Source organism: Rhodococcus sp. DMU2021 (genome assembly GCF_019641445.1).
GTDB classification, from domain to species: domain Bacteria; phylum Actinomycetota; class Actinomycetes; order Mycobacteriales; family Mycobacteriaceae; genus Rhodococcus; species Rhodococcus pyridinivorans.
On record NZ_JAIFKB010000001.1, the window covers coordinates 364,997 to 387,624 of the forward strand.

General features: G+C 68.7%; 24 protein-coding genes. 12 read left to right on the forward strand and 12 right to left on the reverse strand.

Annotated elements, in window-relative coordinates:
• Positions 1–100 precede the first annotated feature (100 nt).
• Positions 101–2,755, forward strand: coding sequence for a bifunctional GNAT family N-acetyltransferase/acetate--CoA ligase family protein (locus K3M35_RS01710; RefSeq protein ID WP_050993479.1), 2,655 nt, complete (start codon positions 101–103; stop codon positions 2,753–2,755).
• A gap of 105 nt (positions 2,756–2,860) precedes the next feature.
• Here K3M35_RS01710 and K3M35_RS01715 read toward each other — a convergent pair whose 3' ends face one another.
• The 3 genes from K3M35_RS01715 to K3M35_RS01725 form a co-directional block, all read right to left on the reverse strand.
• Positions 2,861–3,823, reverse strand: a complete 963-nt coding sequence (locus K3M35_RS01715) for a sigma-70 family RNA polymerase sigma factor (RefSeq protein ID WP_006551332.1) — start codon at positions 3,821–3,823, stop codon at positions 2,861–2,863.
• Between the two features lie 168 nt (positions 3,824–3,991).
• Positions 3,992–5,470 carry a class I SAM-dependent methyltransferase gene (locus K3M35_RS01720; protein WP_217579864.1) on the reverse strand — a complete coding sequence of 493 codons (1,479 nt, stop codon included), beginning with the start codon at positions 5,468–5,470 and terminating at the stop codon, positions 3,992–3,994.
• A gap of 37 nt (positions 5,471–5,507) precedes the next feature.
• Positions 5,508–5,867 (reverse strand): DUF3099 domain-containing protein, encoded by a 360-nt coding sequence (locus tag K3M35_RS01725; RefSeq protein WP_006551334.1) that lies wholly within the window; start codon positions 5,865–5,867, stop codon positions 5,508–5,510.
• A 73-nt stretch (positions 5,868–5,940) separates the two neighbouring features.
• On the opposite strand from K3M35_RS01725, the gene K3M35_RS01730 reads away from it, so the two are divergent.
• Positions 5,941–6,177, forward strand: a complete 237-nt coding sequence (locus K3M35_RS01730) for a DUF3039 domain-containing protein (protein ID WP_006551335.1) — start codon at positions 5,941–5,943, stop codon at positions 6,175–6,177.
• Here the strand turns inward: K3M35_RS01730 and K3M35_RS01735 are convergent.
• On the reverse strand, positions 6,150–7,541 hold the full coding sequence (locus K3M35_RS01735) for a YihY/virulence factor BrkB family protein (RefSeq protein ID WP_220665911.1): 1,392 nt from the start codon (positions 7,539–7,541) through the stop codon (positions 6,150–6,152). The genes K3M35_RS01730 and K3M35_RS01735 overlap by 28 nt on opposite strands.
• A gap of 210 nt (positions 7,542–7,751) precedes the next feature.
• Here K3M35_RS01735 and K3M35_RS01740 point away from each other — a divergent pair, with 210 nt between their 5' ends.
• Positions 7,752–9,479 carry a DEAD/DEAH box helicase gene (locus K3M35_RS01740; RefSeq protein WP_024100707.1) on the forward strand — a complete coding sequence of 576 codons (1,728 nt, stop codon included), beginning with the start codon at positions 7,752–7,754 and terminating at the stop codon, positions 9,477–9,479.
• Positions 9,480–9,554: 75 nt separating this feature from the next.
• Here K3M35_RS01740 and K3M35_RS01745 read toward each other — a convergent pair whose 3' ends face one another.
• Positions 9,555–9,749, reverse strand: coding sequence for a hypothetical protein (locus K3M35_RS01745; protein ID WP_006551338.1), 195 nt, complete (start codon positions 9,747–9,749; stop codon positions 9,555–9,557).
• A 258-nt stretch (positions 9,750–10,007) separates the two neighbouring features.
• On the opposite strand from K3M35_RS01745, the gene K3M35_RS01750 reads away from it, so the two are divergent.
• From K3M35_RS01750 to K3M35_RS01760, 3 genes are read left to right on the forward strand one after another with little or no spacing between them, the layout of a single operon-like run.
• Positions 10,008–10,388, forward strand: a complete 381-nt coding sequence (locus K3M35_RS01750; RefSeq protein WP_006551339.1) for a DUF952 domain-containing protein — start codon at positions 10,008–10,010, stop codon at positions 10,386–10,388.
• Between the two features lie 10 nt (positions 10,389–10,398).
• Positions 10,399–10,881: a cation:proton antiporter regulatory subunit gene (locus K3M35_RS01755; RefSeq protein ID WP_064060802.1), complete on the forward strand. Its 483-nt coding sequence runs from the start codon at positions 10,399–10,401 to the stop codon at positions 10,879–10,881.
• A 9-nt stretch (positions 10,882–10,890) separates the two neighbouring features.
• A complete protein-coding gene (locus tag K3M35_RS01760; RefSeq protein WP_217579863.1) occupies positions 10,891–12,105 on the forward strand; it encodes a cation:proton antiporter in 1,215 nt (404 codons plus the stop codon).
• A 98-nt stretch (positions 12,106–12,203) separates the two neighbouring features.
• Here K3M35_RS01760 and K3M35_RS01765 read toward each other — a convergent pair whose 3' ends face one another.
• Together K3M35_RS01765 and ppgK are read right to left on the reverse strand one after the other, a co-directional pair.
• Positions 12,204–13,577 carry an RNA polymerase sigma factor gene (locus tag K3M35_RS01765; RefSeq protein ID WP_019289209.1) on the reverse strand — a complete coding sequence of 458 codons (1,374 nt, stop codon included), beginning with the start codon at positions 13,575–13,577 and terminating at the stop codon, positions 12,204–12,206.
• Between the two features lie 134 nt (positions 13,578–13,711).
• A complete protein-coding gene (ppgK, locus tag K3M35_RS01770) occupies positions 13,712–14,497 on the reverse strand; it encodes a polyphosphate--glucose phosphotransferase (protein ID WP_024100721.1) in 786 nt (261 codons plus the stop codon).
• A 99-nt stretch (positions 14,498–14,596) separates the two neighbouring features.
• Here ppgK and K3M35_RS01775 point away from each other — a divergent pair, with 99 nt between their 5' ends.
• Positions 14,597–15,490: an inositol monophosphatase family protein gene (locus K3M35_RS01775; protein ID WP_217580210.1), complete on the forward strand. Its 894-nt coding sequence runs from the start codon at positions 14,597–14,599 to the stop codon at positions 15,488–15,490.
• 86 nt (positions 15,491–15,576) lie between these two features.
• Here the strand turns inward: K3M35_RS01775 and cei are convergent, their stop codons facing one another.
• Positions 15,577–16,260 carry an envelope integrity protein Cei gene (cei, locus tag K3M35_RS01780; RefSeq protein ID WP_006551345.1) on the reverse strand — a complete coding sequence of 228 codons (684 nt, stop codon included), beginning with the start codon at positions 16,258–16,260 and terminating at the stop codon, positions 15,577–15,579.
• Positions 16,261–16,621: 361 nt separating this feature from the next.
• Between cei and K3M35_RS01785 the strand changes: the two genes are divergently transcribed.
• On the forward strand, positions 16,622–16,924 hold the full coding sequence (locus K3M35_RS01785; RefSeq protein ID WP_006551346.1) for a DUF4193 domain-containing protein: 303 nt from the start codon (positions 16,622–16,624) through the stop codon (positions 16,922–16,924).
• A gap of 169 nt (positions 16,925–17,093) precedes the next feature.
• Here K3M35_RS01785 and K3M35_RS01790 read toward each other — a convergent pair whose 3' ends face one another.
• The gene (locus K3M35_RS01790; RefSeq protein ID WP_006551347.1) at positions 17,094–17,546 is read right to left on the reverse strand and encodes a DUF3093 domain-containing protein; all 453 of its coding nucleotides are present in this window, start codon (positions 17,544–17,546) and stop codon (positions 17,094–17,096) included.
• A 126-nt stretch (positions 17,547–17,672) separates the two neighbouring features.
• Here K3M35_RS01790 and dut point away from each other — a divergent pair, with 126 nt between their 5' ends.
• On the forward strand, positions 17,673–18,143 hold the full coding sequence (dut, locus tag K3M35_RS01795) for a dUTP diphosphatase (protein ID WP_217579862.1): 471 nt from the start codon (positions 17,673–17,675) through the stop codon (positions 18,141–18,143).
• A gap of 1 nt (position 18,144) precedes the next feature.
• Positions 18,145–19,017, forward strand: a complete 873-nt coding sequence (locus tag K3M35_RS01800; protein ID WP_217579861.1) for a DUF3710 domain-containing protein — start codon at positions 18,145–18,147, stop codon at positions 19,015–19,017.
• Positions 19,018–19,029: 12 nt separating this feature from the next.
• On the opposite strand, the gene K3M35_RS01805 is transcribed toward K3M35_RS01800, so the two are convergent.
• Positions 19,030–19,761, reverse strand: coding sequence for an alpha/beta fold hydrolase (locus K3M35_RS01805; RefSeq protein WP_063714178.1), 732 nt, complete (start codon positions 19,759–19,761; stop codon positions 19,030–19,032).
• Between the two features lie 183 nt (positions 19,762–19,944).
• Between K3M35_RS01805 and K3M35_RS01810 the strand changes: the two genes are divergently transcribed.
• Both K3M35_RS01810 and K3M35_RS01815 read left to right on the forward strand, forming a co-directional pair.
• Positions 19,945–20,319 carry an OB-fold nucleic acid binding domain-containing protein gene (locus K3M35_RS01810; protein WP_006551351.1) on the forward strand — a complete coding sequence of 125 codons (375 nt, stop codon included), beginning with the start codon at positions 19,945–19,947 and terminating at the stop codon, positions 20,317–20,319.
• A 76-nt stretch (positions 20,320–20,395) separates the two neighbouring features.
• Complete coding sequence (locus K3M35_RS01815) at positions 20,396–21,136, forward strand: DUF3159 domain-containing protein (protein WP_006551352.1); 741 nt, start codon at positions 20,396–20,398, stop codon at positions 21,134–21,136.
• Positions 21,137–21,198: 62 nt separating this feature from the next.
• On the opposite strand, the gene K3M35_RS01820 is transcribed toward K3M35_RS01815, so the two are convergent.
• Together K3M35_RS01820 and K3M35_RS01825 are read right to left on the reverse strand one after the other, a co-directional pair.
• Positions 21,199–21,852, reverse strand: a complete 654-nt coding sequence (locus K3M35_RS01820) for a TrkA family potassium uptake protein (protein ID WP_016694461.1) — start codon at positions 21,850–21,852, stop codon at positions 21,199–21,201.
• A 25-nt stretch (positions 21,853–21,877) separates the two neighbouring features.
• Positions 21,878–22,543, reverse strand: a complete 666-nt coding sequence (locus tag K3M35_RS01825; RefSeq protein WP_006551354.1) for a TrkA family potassium uptake protein — start codon at positions 22,541–22,543, stop codon at positions 21,878–21,880.
• Between the last annotated feature and the right edge of the window lie 85 nt (positions 22,544–22,628).

A 22,628-nucleotide genomic window follows, 5' to 3' on the forward strand; every position in this document is an offset into this window, starting at 1 on the left:
GAATCCCTCAGCGGCACCGGACTCCGCGTCTGCGACGGGCGCGGCCCCCGCGCAGGGTGCCGGGACGACAGGGGAGACCGACCCCGCGCGCGAAGCGGCGCTGGCGCGCGCCCGCGACTATCCGCGGCACTGGGTCGCCGACGTGCTGGCCTCGGACGGCGGTGTCGTACACCTGCGGCCGATCGTCCCCGAGGACGCTGACGCGATCGTCGCCTTTCACAGCAAACTGTCCGAACGCACCCGCTATCTGCGGTACTTCGGTCCGTACCCGACGATCTCGAAGAAGGACCTGTTCAACTTCACGGTCGTCGACCACAAGTCCCGGGTGGCGTTCGTCGCGGTGCTCGGCGACGAGATCATCGCCGTCGGGCGGTACGAGGGACTCTCGCACGAGGGCGACGGTCTCTCCGCCGAGGTGGCCTTCACCGTCGCCGACGCTCACCAGGGACGCGGTCTCGGTCCGATCCTGCTCGAACATCTCGCCGGCGCGGCCGCCGAGAACGGACTGCACACCTTCGTCGCCGAGGTCCTCGCCGAGAACCGGCACATGATCACGGTCTTCCGGGAAGCCGGCTACCAGGTCAGCCGCAGCTTCGAAGGGGGAGTCGTCCGGCTCGAGTTCGCGATCGACCCCACCGAAGCCCTCGTCTCGGTCCGCAACGCCCGCGAACGCGCCGCCGAGGCGCGCAGCGTGCGCAACATCCTCGGTCCCGGCAGTGTCGCCGTCATCGGTGCCTCCACCGACAGCCGCAAGGTGGGCAACGCCGTGCTGGTGAACATGCTGCGCAGCGGGTTCACCGGGCCGGTCTACCCGGTCAACGCCGAACACCGGTCCGTCCGAGGTGTCCGCGCCTACCCGACCGTCCGCGACATCCCCGATGAGATCGATCTCGCGGTCGCCGCCGTCCCCGCCGAATCGATCGACTCGGTGCTCGACGACTGTCTCGCGAAGGGTGTCAAGGCCCTGCTCGTCGTCTCGTCCGGTTTCGGCGAGACCGGACCGGAGGGTCGCGACGCCGAGCGGCGGCTCGCGCTGGCCGCGCGGTCGCACGGTATGCGACTCATCGGGCCGAATGCTCTCGGTGTCGCCAACAACGATCCCGCCATCCGACTCAACGCGACCCTCGCGCCCGTGCTCCCGGCGTCCGGCAACGTCGGTTTCTTCTGCCAGTCCGGCGCCCTCGGCATCGCGATCCTCGACGAGGCCGCCAAGACGGGTGTCGGACTGTCGTCCTTCGTCTCGGCCGGCAACCGCGCCGACCTGTCCGGCAACGACCTGCTGCAGTACTGGGACACCGATCCTGCCACCGAAGTGGTGCTGCTGTATCTGGAGAGTTTCGGCAACCCGCGCAAGTTCTCGCGCATCGCGCGGCGGGTGGCGCGCAGCAAACCGATCGTCGCCGTCAAGAGCGGCCGCCACGCGGTGCCGCCGGCGCTCGCCGCCCGGACGGGGGAGATGGACGACACCATCGTGCGATACCTGTTCGAGCAGGCCGGTGTCGTCCAGGTCGAGTCCATCGGCCAGCTCTTCGACTCGGCCCTGCTGTTCGGTTACCAGCCGCTGCCCGCGGGTCCCCGCGTCGCCGTGGTCGGCAACTCCACCGCCCTGGGTCTGCTCGCCGTCGACGCCGCCCGCGGCCAGGGTCTGCAGGCACCGGACGCGGTAGATCTCGGCGCGCAGGCGTCGCCCGAGGAATTCGCCGAAGCCGTCGCCCGGGCGCTCGACTCACCCGATGTCGACTCGGTGATCGCGGTCTTCGTCCCGCCGGTCGCCGTCGACGTCCAGCCCTACGCGCAGGCCCTGCGCGACGCCGTCGCCGGGTCGGAGAAGCCGGTGGTCACGACCTTCCTGGCGACCGAGGGTATCCCCGACGTCCTGGCCGTGCGCGGACCGGACGGCAACCCGACCCGCGGATCCGTGCCGTCCTATCCCGGTCCGGAACGAGCGGCGCTCGCCCTGGGGCGGGCGTGGCGGTACGCGAAATGGCGCAGTCGTCCGCCCTCGCAGGTCGTGCGACCGGCGGGCATCGATCCCGAGCGCGCCCGTGCGCTCGTGGACGGCTGGCTCGAGACGACTCCCGAGGGTCGCTACCTGTCGGATACCGAGGCGGCCCTGCTGCTGTCCTGCTACGGAGTCGAGGTCGCGGACTTCCGCGCCGTCACCACCGAGGAGGAGGCGGTCGCGGCGGCGGACGAGATCGGCTTCCCCGTGGCGGTCAAGGCCACCGGTGCGCAGTGGCGGCACCGGCCCGATCTGACCGGGGTCCGGCTCGATCTCGTCGACGCCGATTCGGTACGGATCGCCTATTGCGACCTGGCCGCGGTGTCGGGGGAGCCGTTGATGCACGTGCAGCGGATGGCCCACAAGGGCATCGGTTGCGCGATCCGTGTGCAGGACGACCCGTCGTTCGGTTCGCTCATCTCGTTCGGTCTCGCCGGTGTGATCTCCGACCTGCTCGGCGACCGCGCCTACCGGGTTCTTCCGCTCACGGAGGACGAGGCGGTCGAGTTGATCGACGCGCCGAAGGCGGCGCCGTTGCTCTCGGGCTATCGCAATGCCGCACCGGTGAACAAGCCGGCACTCGTCGACTTCGTCCAGAGGATCTCGGCGCTCGCCGACGACCTGCCCGAGGTGCGCGAACTGGTGTGCGAACCGGTCCTGGCCTCGGTGGTGGGAGCCGAACTCACCGACGCGCACGTGCGGATCGGGCCCGAACCGCACCCGCTCGACCTCGGACCGCGCCGTCTGCGCTGACGGCAGTCCGGCGGCCGAACACCTGCCGGAGAAGGCACCCGAACGGCAACGATCCCCGAGAACCCAGCCCGGTTCTCGGGGATCGGATACCGCTGACGCGCCCGGTCAGCTGGCGTAGGCGCGAAGGCGCTCGGCGCGGTCTCCTTCGCGGAGCTTGACCATCACTTCGCGTTCGATCTGCCGGACACGCTCACGGGACAGCCCGAAGAGCTTGCCGATCTGATCGAGGGTGCGGGGCTGGCCGTCGTCGAGGCCGTAGCGCAGCCGGATGACCTGCTGTTCGCGCTCGTCGAGCGTCGCGAGGACGCTGCGGACGTCGCTGTGCAGGAGTCCGGCGATGACGGCGGTCTCGGCGGACGTCGCCTCGGCGTCCTCGATGAAGTCGCCCAGCGGGGCCTCCTCGTCGTTGCCGACGGGCATGTCGAGGCTCACCGGGTCGCGGCTGTGGTCGAGCAGGTCGGCGATCTTCTCGACGGGGATACCCGACTCGTTGGCGAGTTCCTCGTCGGTCGCCTCGCGGCCGAGCTGCTGGTGCAGCTCACGCTTGATGCGGGCGAGCTTGTTGACCTGTTCGACGAGGTGGACGGGGAGCCGGATCGTGCGGCTCTGGTCGGCCATTCCGCGGGTGATGGCCTGACGGATCCACCACGTCGCGTAGGTCGAGAACTTGAAGCCCTTCGCGTAGTCGAACTTCTCCATTGCGCGGATCAGGCCGAGGTTGCCCTCCTGGATGAGGTCCAGCAGGGGCATACCGCGTCCGGTGTAACGCTTCGCCAGCGAGACGACGAGGCGCAGGTTCGCCTCGAGCAGGTGGCTGCGAGCGGCCTGTCCTTCGCGGACGATGATCGCGAGGTCGCGCTTCTTCGCCGCCGACAGACGCTTCTTCGTCTCGAGCAGGTGCTTGGCATACAGGCCGGCCTCGATCCGCTTGGCCAATTCCACCTCGTCGGCTGCGGTGAGCAGAGCGGTCCGTCCGATGCCGTTCAGGTAGACGCGAACGAGATCGGCTGCGGGGCTCTGACCGTCCAGGTCGGAATCGAAGCGAGCGGTGGTTTCGGGGCGTGCCATGACGTGCCTCCTCATCGGTGGTGTCTCACAGGGTTCAACGACCGGCGAAGCGGTGGAGTTCCCGTCGGTCTCGGAGTACCACCGCGCTGACCTGCACTAACCCGATGAGCTCCTGAGAAGTTGCTGAGAGAACCGAATCGTGGAACCTCAGGAACGCCCCGGAGGGGGTCAGACGGGCTCGATCAGCCCGTGCCGCACCAAGCCGTGCACGAGGCCCACCGATTGCGTGAGGAGGTCGTCCTCGTCCTCGCCGTGCGCGGCCGCGAGCAGCGACACGAGATCCCCGAGCGGAAGACCGTCGGCGCGCATGCCGCCGAGCAGGGCGGCCGCGAGGTCGTCCACCTCGTGCTGCCAGGCCGGACCGCCACCGCGATGCACCCGCACGACCACCTGGTCCCACCCGTCCTCACCGGGCAGGTGCACCCGCTCGAGGGCCGTGTCGGGCCGCACCGCGAAACGGGCCTCGAGCACCTCGTGCGTACGCAGCCAGTCGAGGCGCCGGAAGTAGTCGACCGCCTCGTCGCCCAGCGCGTCGGTGAACGCGTGCCGCAGGTCCTCGGCCATCACATCGGACGGCAGGTCGGTGCGGCGCAGGTAGACGAACCCGAACCCGACGCCCTCGACGCCCTGCTCCTCGAAGTGGTCGAGCCACCGCTCGGCGCGCACCGCGACCTCCGGCTCGCGTTGATCGGCGTCACCGTCTCGCAGCCACGTCCCGACGTAGAGGGCCGGATCGGCGATATCGCGCTGCACGATCCAGGCGTCGACGCCGTGTGACGGCAGCCACGATGCGACGCGGGTCCGCCAGTCCTCGCCCTCGACGTGCACCCAGGACGCGAGCATCGCGGCGGTGCCGCCGGGATTCAGGTGTTCGGCGGCCTGCGAGATCATGAGCCGGCTGGCGCCGTCGAGGTCGAGACCGGAATCGCGGTAGCTGTGCTCGACACGTCCGGCGCTCACCACGAACGGTGGATTCGCGACGATGCGGTCGAAGGTCCGGCCGGCGACCGGCTCGAACCACGACCCCTCGAGAAGATCGATGTCGATCTCGTTCAACGCGGCGCTCGCGGTGGCCAGGGTCAGGCAGCGGGGGTTGATGTCGGTCGCGGTGACCTCGTCCGCGTGGTCCGCGGCGCGGATCGCCTGCACCCCGCAACCGGTGCCGAGATCGAGCACCGAACCGACCCGATCGGTCGGGGTGGCCTGCAGCAGCGACAGGGAGGCCTGACCGACGCCGAGGACGTGATCGGGGCGGGTCGGGACGGGCCGGATCGAGCCGTCGAGATCGGACAGCACCCAGCGGCTGCCGGTCCCGGCGTCGAGGGGCCGCAGGTCGAGAGCGGCCCGCACGCCGTCGCCGTCGCGTTCGACGAGTCCCGCCTGCACGGCCTGCTCCGTCGTCACCGGAGCGAGAGCCTGCGCGACCTCGTCCTCGGGGCAGGTGTCCTGGAGGAGGAACAGCCGCACGAGCACGCCGAGATCGCCCGCACCGCGCGCGATGCGCCGAGCAGGGACGGGTTCGCTACGCCCGAGGGCGGCGTGCGCCTCGGGGCCGAGCAGTTCCCGGACGGTGTCGAGGTCGTAGCGGCACCGGATCAGTGCGGTGCGCAGAGCCGGGCAGAGAGACAGGAGAAGGTCGCGGTCCACCACGACATTCTCGCAAGCGTCCCGTCCGGGGTCCCTGTCAGCCGTCGATCACATGATGGCGGGACGACTCGATCGCCGGGGCATCGTCGAAGCGGCCGTCCCAGCGGCTCGGTTCGTCCTTGCGGCGCGGCGGCCGGTCGTTGGCGATGAGGACGGCGATCCACGGCAGCGGGATCGACACCCCGATGATCGCCATCGAGATCCAGGGATTGGCCCATACGCCGTACGCGATCGCCGCCAGCAGCAGGGCGGGGATGCGGACCGACATGATGGTGAGGTACTTGCGAACCCGTGCTCGGTGCTGATCCTCGAGCGACGCCTCCGCCGCGGTGATCAGAACCGGGTTGTCGGGCGATCCGTTCTCGGGGGATCCGCCGAAACCGTGAGTTCTCGCCATGTCTTCCACCTTCCCACGCCGGGCCGTCGCACGCACATACACATCCGGCCCTTCCGTGCGGCATCATGGACACGTGAGCACGGATATCAAGGAACGGCCGGATACCACCACCGACGAAACGACCGACGACGACACCCCGAAGTTCTTCCACTACGTGAAGAAGAACAAGATCGCCGAGAGTGCGGTCATGGGTACCCATGTGGTCGCGCTGTGCGGTGAGGTCTTTCCGGTGACCCGGTCGCCGAAGCCCGGCTCGCCGGTGTGCCCCGAATGCAAGAAAGTCTACGACGGTTTGCGCAAGGGCGACTGAGACACCTGGTGGAATACCTCGTCGTCCGCCGCGGCGTCGGGTGATTCCGGCGACGGTCTTGCTGCCGGCGAAGACGGTGATACTGCCTCCACCGTCAACAGTTCGGTCTGGGCCGGGGGAACTTCGGATCCCCCGGCCTTGTCGTCGTGCGAGGCAGTGTCGTCGTGGGGAGCAGTGTCGTCGTGGGGAGCAGTGTCGTCGTGGGGAGCAGTGTCGTCGTGGGGGGCAGTGTCGTCGTGGGGGGCAGGCCGATCGTCCGGCGCCGCATCCGACTCGACGGGTTTCCCGTCGATCGGCCACGACTCGGGTTGGCGATCCCCGGGCCGGATCAGGTCCGACAGCCGGATGGTCGTGGAGCTCGTCAACCGGCGGGTGAGGTTCGTCACCGGTCCGCTGTCGGGCGACGGATCACGGGCCGACTGCTCCGCGAGCCAGATCCGCCACTGCTCCAGACGCGTGGCGCGCGCCGGCCAGAACTGTTGCACCGTGGCGTTGAACTCCGCTCCGAGGACCACGGCGAACCCCAGGAAGAACGTGAACAACAGGAACGCGATCGGGGCGGCGAGCGCACCGTAGGTGTAGCCCGTGGCCGCGACCCACGTCAGGTACCACCGCAGGATCACGCTCGACGCGAGGAAGAACACCCCGGCCAGCACCGCGCCACCGAGCAGTCGGTGCCACGGCAGTGACTTCGGCAGCGCCACCTTGTACAGGGTCGTCAGACCGATCAGTAGGAGCAGACCCACCGCGGGGAAGTAGAAAGTGTCGATGATCCGTGAGCCGACATCGAACCAGGCGTCGGGCAGCAACCGGCCGATCAGAGTGGGTCCGAGCGCGACGAGCGGCATCGTGAACACCGCCAGGATCAGGAAGATCACGTAGAGGAGCAGCCCGAAGATCCGCTGCCACACCGGGTGGCGATGGTCCTGCTGGTGGTGCGCTTCGACGATCGAATCCACGAACGTCGAGATCGCCGACGATCCTGCCCACAGCGACAACACGAAGCCCAACGACATCACGTCGGCGCGACCCCGACGGAGGACGTCCTCGACCGTGGGCTCGATGATCTGGTCGACCACGCTGTCGCTGAAGACCGAGCGGAGGAAGGTGACGGTCTTCGACGTGATGATCTCCACCGTGTCGGGACCGAACCAGCCACCGACGTAACCGAGACTGCCGAGCAGACCGAGCAACAGGGGCGGCAGTGAGAGGGTCTGCCAGAAGGCCGCGGTCGCCGCCTTGCTGAAGATCGAGTGGTCCCAGGCCGACGACAGGGTGTGCGTCACGACCTTCCAGCCCTTTCCGACCGCGCGGCGAACGCGGCCGGAGGGTGCCTGTGCGGGGGATCGTGGTGTGTCGTTCATCTACTTCCAGAATTCCTGAAGACACGCTCGCGTGCGCGCACAGGCAGGTGAGGGCCTCTCGAATTCTGCCACGCAGTCCTCGGAGAACCCGCCGACGCCGCGGCTTCGGCGGGTTCGCGGGCTCCGAGACGATAGGCTGCATGACGGTCGGCGCCCGGACGAGTGCGGTGGCACCGACCCGAGCAAGCGGACAAGGAGCACGAGAAACCGGTGAGCACCGAAACCGTCGGACAAGCTACGACCTCCGCCCCTGTGGCCCAGCTACGTGCCTGGCAGCGCCGCGCCCTCACCAAGTACCTCGCGACGAAGCCGCGCGACTTCCTCGCCGTCGCGACCCCCGGCGCCGGTAAGACGACCTTCGCCCTCCGGGTGGCGTCGGAGCTGCTGCGCGACCGGACGGTCGACCAGATCACGGTGGTCGCCCCCACGGAGCACCTCAAGCACCAGTGGGCGGGTGCCGCGGCCCGCATCGGCATCGCGCTCGACTCGAACTTCACGAACTCCACCGGGCAGACATCGAGCGACTACCAGGGCGTCGTGGTCACCTACGCGCAGATCGCCTCGCACCCGTTCAAGCACCGTGTGCGCACAGAGGCGCGTCGCACCCTGGTGATCCTCGACGAGATCCACCACGGTGGCGACGCGAAGAGCTGGGGTGAGGGCATTCTCGAGGCGTTCGGGGACGCGACCCGCCGTCTGGCACTGACCGGTACGCCCTTCCGCAGCGACGACAGTGCGATCCCGTTCGTGAGCTACGAACCGAACGAGGACGGTCTGCTGCAGTCCAAGGCCGACCACGCCTACGGCTACGCCGACGCACTCGCCGACGGCGTCGTGCGCCCCGTCGTATTCCTCGCGTACTCGGGCGAGGCGCGCTGGCGCACGAGTGCGGGGGAGGAGTTCACCGCGCGACTGGGAGAGCCTCTCAGCGCCGAGCAGACGGCCCGGGCGTGGCGGACGGCCCTCGATCCCCAAGGCGACTGGATTCCTGCGGTGCTGGGGGCGGCGAACACCCGTCTGCAGCAGCTGCGTGCCGGCGGCATGCCGGACGCCGGTGGGCTCGTCATCGCCACCGACCAGACCACCGCGCGTGCGTACGCGAAGATTCTCGAGTCGATCACCGGCGAGATGCCGACCGTGGTGCTCTCGGACGATCCCACCGCCTCCGACCGCATCTCGCAGTTCAGCGAGGGCAACCAGAGGTGGATGGTCGCCGTGCGCATGGTGTCCGAGGGCGTCGACGTCCCGCGACTGGCGGTGGGTGTGTACGCGACCAGCGCCTCGACCCCGTTGTTCTTCGCGCAGGCCATCGGCCGCTTCGTGCGGTCGCGCCGCAAGGGGGAGACGGCCAGTGTCTTCCTGCCGTCCGTGCCGGTGCTGCTCGAGCTCGCCAGCCAGCTCGAGGCCCAGCGAGACCACGTCCTCGGCAAGCCGCACCGGGTCAAGGAGGGCTTCGACGACGAGCTGCTCGCCGACGCGAACCGGCGCAAGGACGAGCCCGGCGAGGACGAGAAGGCCTACCACTCGCTCGGGGCGGACGCCGAACTCGATCAGGTCATCTACGACGGATCCTCTTTCGGCACCGCGACATTCGCGGGTTCCGACGAGGAGGCCGATTATCTGGGGCTCCCGGGTCTGCTCGACGCGGAACAGATGCGGGCGCTGCTGCGTCAGCGTCAGGAACAGCAGCTGAACAAGCCGAAGGCCGAACCGGCACCCACGCCGCCGCCCCAGGTGACCGAGCGTGTCGAGACCGCCGACACCCTCGCCCAGCTCCGTCGCGAACTCAACTCGCTCGTCGCGGTCGTGCACCACCGGACCAGGAAGCCGCACGGGGTGATCCACGGCGAACTGCGTCGCCAGTGCGGTGGTCCGCCGACGGCGATGGCGACCGCCGAGCAACTGCGCGACCGGATCGCGATCCTGCGCAGTTGGTGACGACGAGAACGGGCGACCACCTCGAGGTGGTCGCCCGTTCGGTCGGGTCTCGGAACCGTGGTTCCGGACGGCGGATCACACGGTGGCGTCGGACTCGCTCACGATCGTCGCTCCGAGTTCACGGAGGCGGTCGGTGTGCTCGTTCGCGTGGTGCCCGCAGAACAACAGTTCTCCGCCGGTAGGAAGGACGGCGCGGACACGAGCGGCGGCATTGCACCGATCGCAGCGATCTGCAGCGGTCAATTTCGGGCTGGTCAACGTACCGGGCATGACTCCTCCAAACTGGCCACCGCTCATATCGGGTGCCGGGGTCTGGTCCGCCGCACCGGCCGGCGCGGTGGATCTACTCTGACAGACGATTCGTATTCACGTGTTGTTCCCCTGGATGCCCAATGGTGGCGTGTTTCACGCATCGAACAGCGAAAATGCTTCGACATGGCCGTTTTCCGCACGGTGTGTTCGCTCACAGCGCAGAGCCCGAGGGGGCCGGAAACGCCCCGGACGGGCTGTCCGACGCACAATGACGCCATGACCGAGACCCTGCTGCACATCATCTCCCGCGACGACTGGGACCACTTCCGACCCCTCGGGGCGGTCGTGCCGGACTCCCTCGGGACCCAGGGTTTCGTCCACCTGTCGACCCCGCACCAGGTGCACCTGCCCGCCGACCGGTTGTACGCAGGCCGCACGGACCTCCTCCTGCTGCGCGTCGACCCGACGCGCCTCGTCGACCCGCTCCGTTTCGAACCCGGCGTACCGGAGGACCCGGAGTCGATGCGCTTTCCGCACCTCTACGGGCCCCTGCCCGTCGACGTCGTTGTGGAGGTGACGCCCTACCTGCCGGGACCGGACGGTCGGTTCCCGCCCCTCGACCGGGAGCGAGCGGATGCCGTCGGTCCGGAGGACTAGTCTTTCGACCATGATCGTCGACGTGACGCCGCTTCCCGGGATCGGTGTACGCAAGGACTTCGAACTGGCCTCCGGGCGCCGCATCGGGGTGATCACCCATCGGGACGGTCACAGCGACCTCATCATCTCGAAGGCGGGCGACCCCGACGCGTGTGCGGCCTCCCTGCCTCTCACCGTCGAGGAGGCGGCGACGCTCAGCAATCTGCTCGGTGCCCCACAGCTCGTCGCCCAGTTGCGTGACGACCACCGCGACCTGCCCGGAATCCTCACCCGCCAGCTCCACATCCACGAGGATTCACGGTTCGACGGAGCGGTACTGGGCGACACCGCGTTGCGCACCCGCACCGGTGTGTCCGTCGTGGCCGTGATGCGTGCCGGTCAGGTCATGCCGTCCCCGACACCCGACTTCGTTCTCACGGGTGGGGACATCCTGGTGACGGTCGGAACGGCCGACGGTCTCGACGCGGCCGCCAGGATCCTGCGCAACGGCTGATCCCGCAGAATGGACACGACGACACTCGCACTCATCGAACTGGGTGCGGTGTTCTTCGGACTCGGCGTCCTCGGACGGCTCGCGGCGCGGATCGGCATGTCGCCGATCCCGTTCTATCTGATCGGCGGCCTGTGCTTCGGCAATGGTGGCTTCATCCAGCTCGGCGATATCGGGGCGTTCAGTCACATCGCCAGCGAGATCGGCGTGGTCCTGCTGCTGTTGCTGCTCGGTCTCGAGTACACCGCGAACGAGTTGATCAGCGGCCTGCGACGCTCCCGGATGGCAGGCCTGCTCGACCTCGCCCTGAACGCGGTGCCGGGAGCCGCCATCGCGCTGATCCTGGGTCTCGGACCCATCGGCTCCTTCGTGCTTGCGGGTGTCACCTACATCTCGTCGTCCGGGATCGTGGCGAAGGTCCTCGCCGATCTGGGGCGCCTCGGCAACCGCGAGACACCGGTCGTCCTGTCGATCCTCGTCTTCGAGGATCTCGCGATGGCCGTCTACCTCCCGATCCTCACTGCGATCCTGGCGGGCGTGAGTCTGCTCGGCGGCCTCGAAGCCGTCGCGATCTCACTCGGTCTCGTCACCGTGGTGTTGGTGCTGGTGGTGCGATACGGGCGCTACGTCTCGGTCGTGCTCGACAGCCCCGATCGGGAAACGCTGTTGCTCAAGCTGCTCGGCGCAGCGCTGCTGGTGGCGGGGATCGCGTCGGCCCTGCAGGTGTCCGCGGCCGTGGGCGCCTTCCTGCTGGGCATCGCCATCTCCGGTTCGACGGCACACAACGCGGTCCGGGTCCTCGAACCGCTCCGCGACCTGTTCGCCGCCATCTTCTTCGTCTTCTTCGGGCTGAACACCGATCCGACGGCGATACCGCCGGTGCTCGGCTGGGCGATCCTGCTGGCCGTGCTGACCGCGCTGACGAAGCTCGTCACCGGATGGATCGCGGCGGCCCGTCACGGTATCGCCGTGATGGGCCGGGCGCGCGCCGGCGCGGCACTCATCGCCCGGGGAGAGTTTTCTATCGTGATCGCCGGGCTGGCCGTCGCCTCCGGACACGTCGACAGTCGCCTCGCGGCGATCGCTTCGGCATACGTGATGATCACCGCCGTGCTCGGTCCGGTGGCCGCGCGGGTCGTCGAACCGGTGATGCGGTTCGCATCCACACGACTCCCCGGAGGTGACGAGCGACAGCGCCTTCCCGGAGACGAACCGGAGCTTCTCTAGCGGCCCCTTCTCCAGCGGCCTTCTTCTGCTGACCTCGGGGTCCGGAACGAAGAACGAGGGCCGCCCGATCGGATGGCCCTCGTTCTTCGTGACGGATGTCAGTCGAGGTAGTCGCGCAGCACCTGCGACCGCGACGGGTGGCGCAGCTTCGACATGGTCTTCGACTCGATCTGACGGATGCGCTCGCGCGTCACGCCGTAGACCTGACCGATCTCGTCGAGGGTACGCGGCTGGCCGTCGGTGAGGCCGAAGCGCAGACGCACGACGCCCGCTTCACGCTCGGACAGGGTCTCGAGCACCGACTGCAGCTGATCCTGCAGCAGGGTGAAGGAGACGGCGTCGACGGCCACGACGGCCTCGGAGTCCTCGATGAAGTCGCCGAGCTGGCTGTCGCCCTCGTCGCCGATCGTCTGGTCGAGGGAGATGGGCTCACGCGCGTACTGCTGGATCTCCAGCACCTTCTCCGGCGTGATGTCCATTTCCTTGGCGAGCTCCTCGGGCGTGGGCTCGCGGCCCAGATCCTGGAGCAACTCGCGCTGGATACGACCGAGCTTGTTGATGACCTCGACCATGTGCACCGGGATACGGATGGTGCGGGCCTGGTCGGCCATGGCACGGGTGATGGCCTGACGGATCCACCAGGTCGCGTAGGTGGAGAACTTGTAACCCTTGGTGTAGTCGAACTTCTCGACCGCGCGGATCAGACCGAGGTTGCCTTCCTGGATCAGGTCCAGGAACGCCATGCCGCGGCCGGTGTAGCGCTTGGCGAGCGAGACGACGAGACGGAGGTTCGCCTCGAGCAGGTGGTTCTTGGCCCGGTTGCCGTCGCGGCAGATCCAGTTCAGATCGCGGCGCTGCGCGACGGGGAGCTTCTCGCCCTTCGCCGCCAGCTGCTGCAGCATGTGGGTCGCGTACAGACCGGCCTCGATGCGCTTGGCGAGCTCGACTTCCTCCTCGGCGTTGAGGAGGGCGACCTTGCCGATCTGCTTGAGGTAGGCGCGCACGGAGTCGGCCGAGGCGGTGAGCTCGGCGTCCTTGCGTGCCTGACGCAGCGCCTCGGACTCCTCCTCGTCCCAGACGAAGTCGCCCGAGGCCTTGTCCTTCTCGCTGGGCTCGTCGTCCTCGACCACCACATCCTCGGCGCCGGCGAGATCACCCTCCGAGACCTCGAGGTCTGCGAGGTCCGCTTCCTCGGTGGCGTCGAAGTCCTCGTCGCCCGAACCCGCAGCCTTCGTGGCCTTCTTTGCTGCCTTCTTCGCGGTGGTCTTCTTGGCGGCTGCCTTCTTCGCAGGAGCCTTCCTGGCGGCCGCCTTCTTCGCGGGGGCCTTCTTCGCAGCGGTCTTCTTCGCCGGCGGCTTGGCACCGGGAGCGGTGCCCTCCGCGGAGTCCGCAGCGCCTGCGACGCTCGAAGCGTCCGCAACGGGTGCCGATTCGTTGGCGGAATCAGCGGTGTGGATGTCGGTGGCTGCCACGTACGCCCTTTCGTGACGAGGTAGTGCGGCGTCGCGCCAGAGTGATTCCGGCGGAGAGGTCTGTCGGGATGAGGGCCGGTTCCGGCCTGCTGGGGACCATTGTAACGATCCCTCGGGCGGCCGATGCGCCGGACTCAGGGAGTGACACCTGTTTTCGCAGCATAAGCAGCCCCTACGATTCCCGCCGCGTTGCGCAGTTCGGCGGGGACCACCGGGGTGCGGTTGGTCAGGAGCGGGATCCACTTCTCGTGCTTGCGGCTGATGCCGCCGCCCGCGATGAACAGGTCGGGCCAGAGCAGATCCTCGAAGCGGGCGAGGACGCGCGAGACCTCCTTGGCCCACTGCTTGTACGACAGGTCGTTGCGCTCCTTGACCGACGAGGCGGCGCGGTGCTCGGCCTCCTTGCCGTCGACCTCCATGTGCCCGAACTCGGTGTTGGGCAGCAGTACACCGTTGTGCAGCACGGCCGAACCGATCCCGGTGCCGAAGGTCAGGAGGATCACCACGCCGTCGGTGTCCTTGGCGGCACCGAAGCGGTCTTCGGCGATTCCCGCGGCGTCCGCGTCGTTGAGCACCGAGACGTCCCGGCCGCCGAGCACCCGCGAGAAGAGGGATCCGGCGTCGGTCCCGATCCACGACTTGTCGATGTTGGCGGCGGTGCGGGCGACACCTCCGGTGACCACGCTCGGCAGGGTCACGCCGACGGGACCCGTCCAGCCGGCTTGTTCGACGATCTGCGCCACCGTCTTCGCCACGGCCTCGGGAGTGGACGGTTGCGGAGTGAGGATCTTGATGCGGTCGCCGACCAAGCGGCCCGTGTCGAGATCCACCACGGCACCCTTGACGCCACTTCCCCCGATGTCGACTCCGAATCCGTGGTTGACGGGAGTCGCTCGGTCCGTGGGGACGTCCTGTGCCATTGCGTACTTCCTCTCGCTGGGTGGGGCCGGCTGCTCCGCTCGTGGAAACGATAGTGCCCGGTGTCACCGGGTGCGGGGTCGGTGGCGAAACCGTCGGCACTGTGTTCGGATCGGTTCGTGCACGCACAGAGAACAATCCCCGAATCCGAGTTGTCCGCGCTGAGGGATGTGGCGGTGACCGTCGCCCGTGAGGCCGCGTCCTACGTCCGTGTACGCCGGGTCGAGCTGTTCGGTCCTCCGGGCTCGGGGGAGGCCGCCAGTGTGGGGACGAAATCGACGGTGACCGATCCCGTCACCGCCGCCGACACCGAGAGTGAGGAACTCATCCGGCGTCGGCTCACGGAACTGCGGCCGGGCGACGCCTTCCTCGGCGAGGAGACCGGGGCCGACGGCGGGACGGTGACTGCCGCGAGCGGAGTCGTCTGGGTGGTCGATCCCATCGACGGCACCGTCAACTTCGTCTACGGACTCCCCGCCTCGGCGGTCTCGGTGGCCGCGCGGGTCGACGGACGCTCGGTGGCCGGTGCCGTCGTCGACATCGCCTCGGGGGAGACGTTCTCGGCGGCAGAGGGTCTCGGTGCCCATCTGGACGTCGACGGCACGCGGGTGCCGTTGCGATGCAATCCCGTGACGGATCCGCGACTGGCGCTCGTGGCGACCGGCTTCTCGTACTCGCCGGCACGACGCGCACGTCAGGGTGAGCTGGTGGCGGCGCTGCTACCGAGGGTGCGCGACATCCGGCGTGTCGGAGCGGCCGCCCTGGACCTGTGCATGGTCGCGGCCGGCAGGGTCGACGCCCACTACGAACACGGACTCGGTCCCTGGGACTGGGCGGCGGGGGCGCTCGTCGCTGCGGAAGCCGGTGCGGTGGTGCGTGTCCCGAGCGGCACCGGGGACGACGGGGAACTCACGGTCGCGGCCGCGCCGGGGATCGCGGCCGATTTCGAAACTCTGCTCGCCGAAATCGGAGCGCTCGACGCAATTCCGAATTGACCGTTTCGTCACATCATGAATTGTGGTTCGTCACCTTTTACCGCAACAGTGACGAAAAACAGGATGCACGGTCTGTGAAAAGAGATTCAGCACCGGGCATTGCGTGCGGCCGTGAGTAGATCGAGGTCGAGCGGAGCCGTCTCCTCGCCCGCCGGGACCTCGCGTAGTGCCCGCAGGACCTCTTCGGCATCCGCCCCGGGGGAGATGTCCCGGAAGTAGGTTCCCAGCGCGAGGTCGACGGTGTCGTCCTCGCGTGTGTCCTGCACCAACTCGGCGCACGGGGCGAGCAACCACACCGAGGACGCAGCAGCGCGCCCGGCCTCGCCGAAGCGGATCTGCCCCTGGCACTGCATGTTCTGGTCGACGTAGACCGGATCGTTGCCGGCCTGCACGTCGGGCGGGCTCGAGAAACCGTAATCGCTCAGCTGAGCGGCCACGTGCGTGGCCTGGCCGCGTTCGCCGTTGGCGTTGTAGACGCGCACCCGGGTGGCAGTCAGGGGAGCGGGTTCGACCTCGAGCAGCGTCGACCGGTCCACGACCTCGCCGAGCGGAGCCGGTTGTGGGCCTTCGGGGTCGGTGGCCTCGGTCGGGGGAGCGTTGCACGCCACGGTGGTCGTGACGGGCTCGGACGAGGTGAACACGGAGGACCACACGACGATCGTGCCTGCGGCGAGGACGGCACCCGCCACGGCGGCCGGGACCACCCGGCGCCGACGGAACGGGCGGCCGCGGTCATCGGTTGCGCTTCCTTCGGTGATCAGGGAAACCACGCGGCCCTGCCTCTCGTGTCATGCCGTGTTCGTCGCACTCACTGTAGAGGTCGCGGACGTGGTCGGTGGAACCGCCGACCCGAGGAAATGTCACGAGTCGTTGTGTTGTTGATGACGATTGCCAGACAATTCCCGGCGTTTCCACGCATCGATTGCATATTCGTGCGTGAGGTCGGCTATTGTTCGGCGGCCGAACCGTCCAAGAATGGGCGGTGCGGCGCGAAAACAGAGTCAATTCGGGTATGCCACAGCAATGGCACACCCGTCGGGAACTCCAACGGACGGCCGTGCGTTGCCCTGGCCGGGAGCACCGTCCGTGTCCCGGCCGGCTACCGGTACGAGTACTAGAAGGTAAGAGGAAATGGCGACTGACTACGACGCACCCCGGCGGACCGACAGCGACGATGTGTCGGAGGATTCACTCGAGGAACTGAAGGCCCGGCGCAACGAGGCCCAGTCCGCTGTGGTGGACGTCGACGAATCGGACACCGCCGAGTCCTTCGAGCTGCCCGGGGCGGATCTGTCCGGCGAAGAGCTGTCGGTGCGTGTCGTCCCGAAGCAGGCCGACGAATTCACCTGCTCGAGCTGTTTCCTGGTGCATCACCGGAGCAGACTCGCGAGCGAGGAGAACGGTGTCATGATCTGCCGGGACTGCGCAGCGTGAGGACATAGGGCAGCGTGAGGACATAGGTGCGAAACGAGGCCGGGTGACGACGATGCGCCGTGGTCACCCGCGTCTCCCTCCTGCGTGCCCCGGCGCCACGGCAGCCTCTGCTGTTCCCGGCATCCGGGGCCGTGTCGTATCCGGGGACCCGGTGCCCGTTCGAACAGCCCTACTTGCGGGTCGGATCGTCCTTGCGGCCCGACTCGTCGCAACCCAGCGCCGCGAGCAGTTCGGCAGGCCGCCGCGTGCTCACCAGCCAGTAGGGTGTCGGATCCTCCGGGTCGTCGAGCACGACGAGCGCCATGGTCCGCACCCAGGGACGGTGCTGGACGAACGCCGCCGGATCGAGCTGGCGGCCCATCGCGGCGCTCTTGGCCGACGCCGGAACCACCACACCCCGCGAGATCACGTCGACGGGCAGATGTGCGCGACCGACGACGAGTTCGCCGTCGACCACCTCGACCCGGCTGCGTGAGAGCCAGGTCAGGACCCAGATCGGGACCGGGAGCAGAAGGACGTAGGGAAGCCACGCGTACATCCCCGGGGCACCCATGTGCAGCTCGGCCGCGAGCAGGGCGGCCACACCGAGCCCGATCGGCCACCACCACCACGGCACCCACATCCGCTCCGAGAAGGTCGGAGCGTCGGCCGTCGGAGGTGTAGTCGGTGAGGTGCGCGAGGAACGGGACACACCGTAAGGATAGTCGCCTCGGCGGAGCGACCCGGCACGCGAGTAGTCTCGGACGACGTGACCGATCTTCCCCCGATACCGCTGCGCCGGCTCGATCCGGAGCTCCCCGTGCCCACTCGTGCCCACCCCGGTGACGCCGGTGTGGACCTGTGCACGTCGGTCGACGTGACCCTCGGCCCGGGGGAGCGGGCGCTCGTCGGCACCGGCATCGCCGTCGCGCTGCCCGTGGGCACGGTCGGCCTGATCCACCCGCGTTCGGGCCTCGCCGCCAAGTTCGGTCTGTCCATCGTGAACACTCCCGGGACGGTCGACGCGGGCTACCGTGGAGAGATCAAGGTGTGTCTGATCAACCACGACACCGAGCGCGCCGTCGAACTCCGCCGAGGCGACCGCATCGCGCAGCTGCTCGTCCAGCGTGTCGAACTCGTCGAATTCGACGAAGTGGACGAGCTCGACGACACGGCGCGGGGCAGCGGCGGATACGGATCGAGCGGCGGGCACGCCGGCCTCGTGAAGGAGGGTTCCTGACATGTTCGGACGACGCCGCAAGGACCGCGGGTCGAACATCGAGGCGACCGACGCCGCTTCCGCCGGCGACCTCGGCGCGTACGACGAGCCCGCCGACGAGGAGTACGACGAGTACGCCACCGGAAGTGCGGCCGATTCCGGCCCGTACGACATCGACGAGGTCGACGAGGAGACGGTGACCGCCTCCCGTCTCGACCTCGGATCCGTGCTCGTACCGCTGCCGGCCGGTGGTCAGATCCAGGTCGAGATGGCTCCGAACGGGACGCCGCAGAACGTCCATCTCGTGACCCAGTTCGGGCGCATCACGGTCTCCGCGTACGCCGCACCGAAGTCGCCGGGACAGTGGCGTGAGGTCGCCGCCGAGCTCGCGGAGACGCTGCGCAACGACAAGGCCGAGGTCAGCATCGAATCGGGGCCGTGGGGTCGCGAACTGCACGGCAGGACCGCGAACGCGGATCTCCGGTTCATCGGTGTCGACGGCTTCCGCTGGATGATCCGCTGCGTCGTCGCGGCGCCCTCGGGGAACGCCGGAGCCGACTCCGAACTCGTCGGGATCGCACGGTCGGTGATCTCCGGCACCGTCGTCCGTCGCGGATCCGAACCCCATCCGGTCCGTACACCGCTGCCGATCGTGTTGCCCGAGGCACTCACCCGCCAGCTCGTCGCGGCGCAGGAGCAGCAACAGCAGGCCGCCGCGCAGCAGCAACAGCAGGCCGCCGCGCGGCAGCAACAGGGCGGAGCTCCGGCGCAGCCCGCTCCGCGGACCGCCCCGCCGGAACAGCCCGCCCAGCAGACGCAGCAGGTCCCGCCCGCCCGGCAGACGCCGCCGCGCCGCGGCGAATCCGGTTCGGCGATGCAGCAACTCGGCTTCTGAGGCCAGTACCGATCATCGGTTCGGGACGGGGACGATCCTGTCGAGCGCGGCGAGGCACAACCTCCCGAGCACGGAGGGGTCGTCCCCGACCTGTTCGAGTGTCACCGTCGCGAGTTCCGCGTGAGGGATCTCCCGCGACCATTGCCGCCCCACTGCGAGCGGATGAACCGCGTCGTCCACCGCGGCGGCGATACCGACCGGCACGGTCACGGCACGCAGTTCGTCGACGTCGAGTGCCCGGTAGTGTGCGGCCTCGTCCAGCGCGGACGGGAGATCGGGCCACTGGGCGCTCCACGAACGCGTCAATTCCCGGGCGAGCCAGGGCGGACTCGACGCCGTCATCGCAGCGGTGACCGTATCGAGCCCGTGGGCGCGCAGTTCGGAGGCCGTCCACCGCGCGCTCGCGGCGGCCGGCGCCTCCCGCGGATCGCCGGTCCATGCAGGTAGGGCAGCGAGGACGCCGACGACCCGGTCCGGATTGTCGTATGCCCACCTCAACGCGACGGCTGCACCGATCGACACCCCTCCGACGAGGATCGGCCCGTTCTCGGCCGCCTCGTCGAGCGCGGTGAGATAGCTCGCCACCACACCGCGCGGATCCGGATCGACGGCGATCGGGATGATGCTCCGCCGTCGGAGTTCGGCGCCGAACGCCTTCTCGGCGAAGCATGCGTCCGAACCCGTGCCGGGAAGCACGACCGCGGTGCCGGCGGTCGGGGGGACCGGGGATTCGCTGTGGGACATGCGGACGATCCTGCACCATCGAACCCCGGAGACCGCGCTCACCTGCCCGCACAGCAGGACGACCGACGGCTGCACGCGCGTGTGCACCGTGCAACTTGTATCCGGCGAGAATGGGTCTACAGTGGCGGGCGAAGAAGAGTCCGGTGGCGCGAGATCCGTGCCCCTTCCGTACAGGAGCGTGTTATGGCTTCCCCGGCCGGCTACCTGCGTCGGCTCACACGGCGGCTCACCGAGGACATCGAAGAACTCGATGCCGAGCAGATGGCCGAATCCTCGCACTCCACGGGCGCCCTACCCGTCGTCGAATGCGCCCGCGGTCAGGAAGTGACCATGTACGGACGTCTTCGCAGTGTCGAGTCGTGTTCGCGTGCCGCTGCCGCCGTCGTCGAGGCGGAGTTCTTCGACGGGACCGACTCGATCCAGCTCGTGTGGATCGGTCGTCGGCGCATTCCGGGGATCGAGCCCGGGCGTACGTTGATGGTCCGCGGTCGTGTCGGCGAACGCGACGGACGCAAGGTGATCTACAACCCCTACTACGAGCTGCGCGAGCCCGCCTGACCTCTGTGCGCGCGGAGTGGTGCCCCTGGTGCACGCAGGGTCGTACCCCTGTGCCGGATGTGGCAGGCTCGTAGGAGTGAGCGACACCAACCAGCAGACGATGCTCGAACAACTCGGTGGGATCAGCGGGTTGGTCTATTCGACGCTGCCGGTGCTGGTGTTCGTCCCCGTCAACAGCCTGTGGGGCCTCACCGTCGCCATCTGGTCCGCGCTGGGCGTCGCCCTCGCGGTGCTCGTGTGGCGCCTGATCCAGCGCACCCCGATCCAGCCCGCGATCTCGGGCTTCTTCGGAGTCGCCCTGTGTGCCTTCATCGCTCATCGCACCGGCGACGCGAAGGGATACTTCCTCTTCGGGATCTACGCGAGCCTGGTCTACGGGGGCGCATTCCTGTTGTCCGTGCTCGTCCGCAGACCGCTCGTGGGCGTGATCTGGGGGATGCTCAACGGCCAGGGATCGCGGTGGCGTTCGCATACCACCGCGGTGCGCGCCTACGACGTCGCGACCCTCGCGTGGACCCTGGTCTTCCTCGGTCGCTATCTCGTGCAGAACCACCTCTACGACGAGGACCGCACCGGCTGGCTCGCGGTGGCCCGGATCGGCATGGGCTGGCCGCTCACTGCTCTTGCCCTGCTCGTGACCCTCTGGGCGGTCCGGCGTGCCGACCGCATCGTCGAACCCGCGCCCTCGGAGACGGTCGGTGACGCGCCGGCCGACGATCCGGCGACGGACGACGGGCTGTCGAACAAGCCCCGCGACGAGCACGGCACGCACGACGGGCAGCCTCGGCTCCCCGGTCGGCACCGGCTCCGCGACTAGCCGGCACCGGCTCCGCGACCAGTCGGCACCGGCTCTGCAACTAGTCGGCACAGACTCCGCGACTAGCGGTTCACCGCCTGCCGGAGATCGTCCTCGACGTCCTCCGCCGTGACGAACAGCAGTTCGTCCCCGCCCTCGAGCGGATCGTCCGGCTGAGGGACGATCACCCGCCCGCCGCGCAGGATCGCCACGAGTGCCGTATCGCGCGGCAGTTCCAGTTTCCGGACCGGTTTCCCGGCGAGGGCGGTGGTGTCGCGCAGGGTGACCTCCACCAGGTTCGCGCCCTTGCGCAGCGTCATCAGCCGCACCAGATCGCCCACGGTGACGGCTTCCTCGACCAGCGCCGCGAGCATGCGCGGTGTGGACACCGCGACGTCCACACCCCACGATTCGTCGAACAGCCACTCGTTGCGCGGATCGTTGACGCGGGCTACGACCCGTGGAACACCGAACTCGGTGGTCGCGAGCAGGCTGAGGACCAGGTTGGCCTTGTCGTCGCCCGTCGCCGCGATCACGACGTCGTACTGCTCGAGTCCGGTGGATTCGAGCGAGCTGAGTTCGCAGGCATCGGCGTGTACCCACGTCGCGTCCGGCACGGACTCGGGTTCTACGTGGTCGAGTTTGCGCTCGATGAGCATCACCTCGTGGGCGTTGCGCAGCAGTTCCCGCGCTATCGAGCGCCCCACCGCTCCGGCGCCGGCGATCGCCACCTTCATGTGGGCTTCCTCTCGGGTGGACGGGTCAGTTCTCGTCGACCGGCGGGTTCTCGGCGTGTGTGATCGCCTCCGAGACCGAACCGGACACGGCCGCGATATAGACGGAGTCGTCGGCCTGCAGCACCGTCCTGCGGTCGGGCAGCAACCCGGTGCCGAACCGGATCAGGAACGCGACGCGCGAACCCGTGGCATCCTCGAGGTCGGTGACGCGTCGTCCGACCCACCCCTCGTGCACGTTCACCTCGGCGATGGCGACGGATCCGGTGGGATCGCGCCAGCGGGCGGTCTCGCTGTCGTGTGTGAGCGCATGCAGGAAACGGTCGGTGGTCCACGGCACAGTCGCCACGGTGGGGATGCCGAGCCGCTCGTACGCGGCGGCCCGCTTGGCGTCGTAGATTCTCGCGACGACGCGTTCGACGCCGAAGGTCTCGCGGGCCACGCGCGTCGAGATGATGTTCGAGTTGTCGCCGGACGAGACCGCCGCGAAGGCGTCGGCGTGTTCGATGCCGGCAGAGATCAGGACGTCGCGGTCGAAGCCCATGCCGAGCACGGTGCGACCGGGGAAGTCCGGGCCGAGTCGTCCGAACGCGCTCTCATCGCGGTCGATGACCGCGACCTCGTGGCCGAGCCGGACGAGTGCGGTGGCCACCGCCGAACCGACCCGACCGCACCCCATCACCACCACGTACACCCCAGTGGACTCCGTTCCGGTCGATCTTTCCGAGACGGACCGCTGTGGACCGCCGATCCGAACGGTACCGCGTGACGATCTTCGA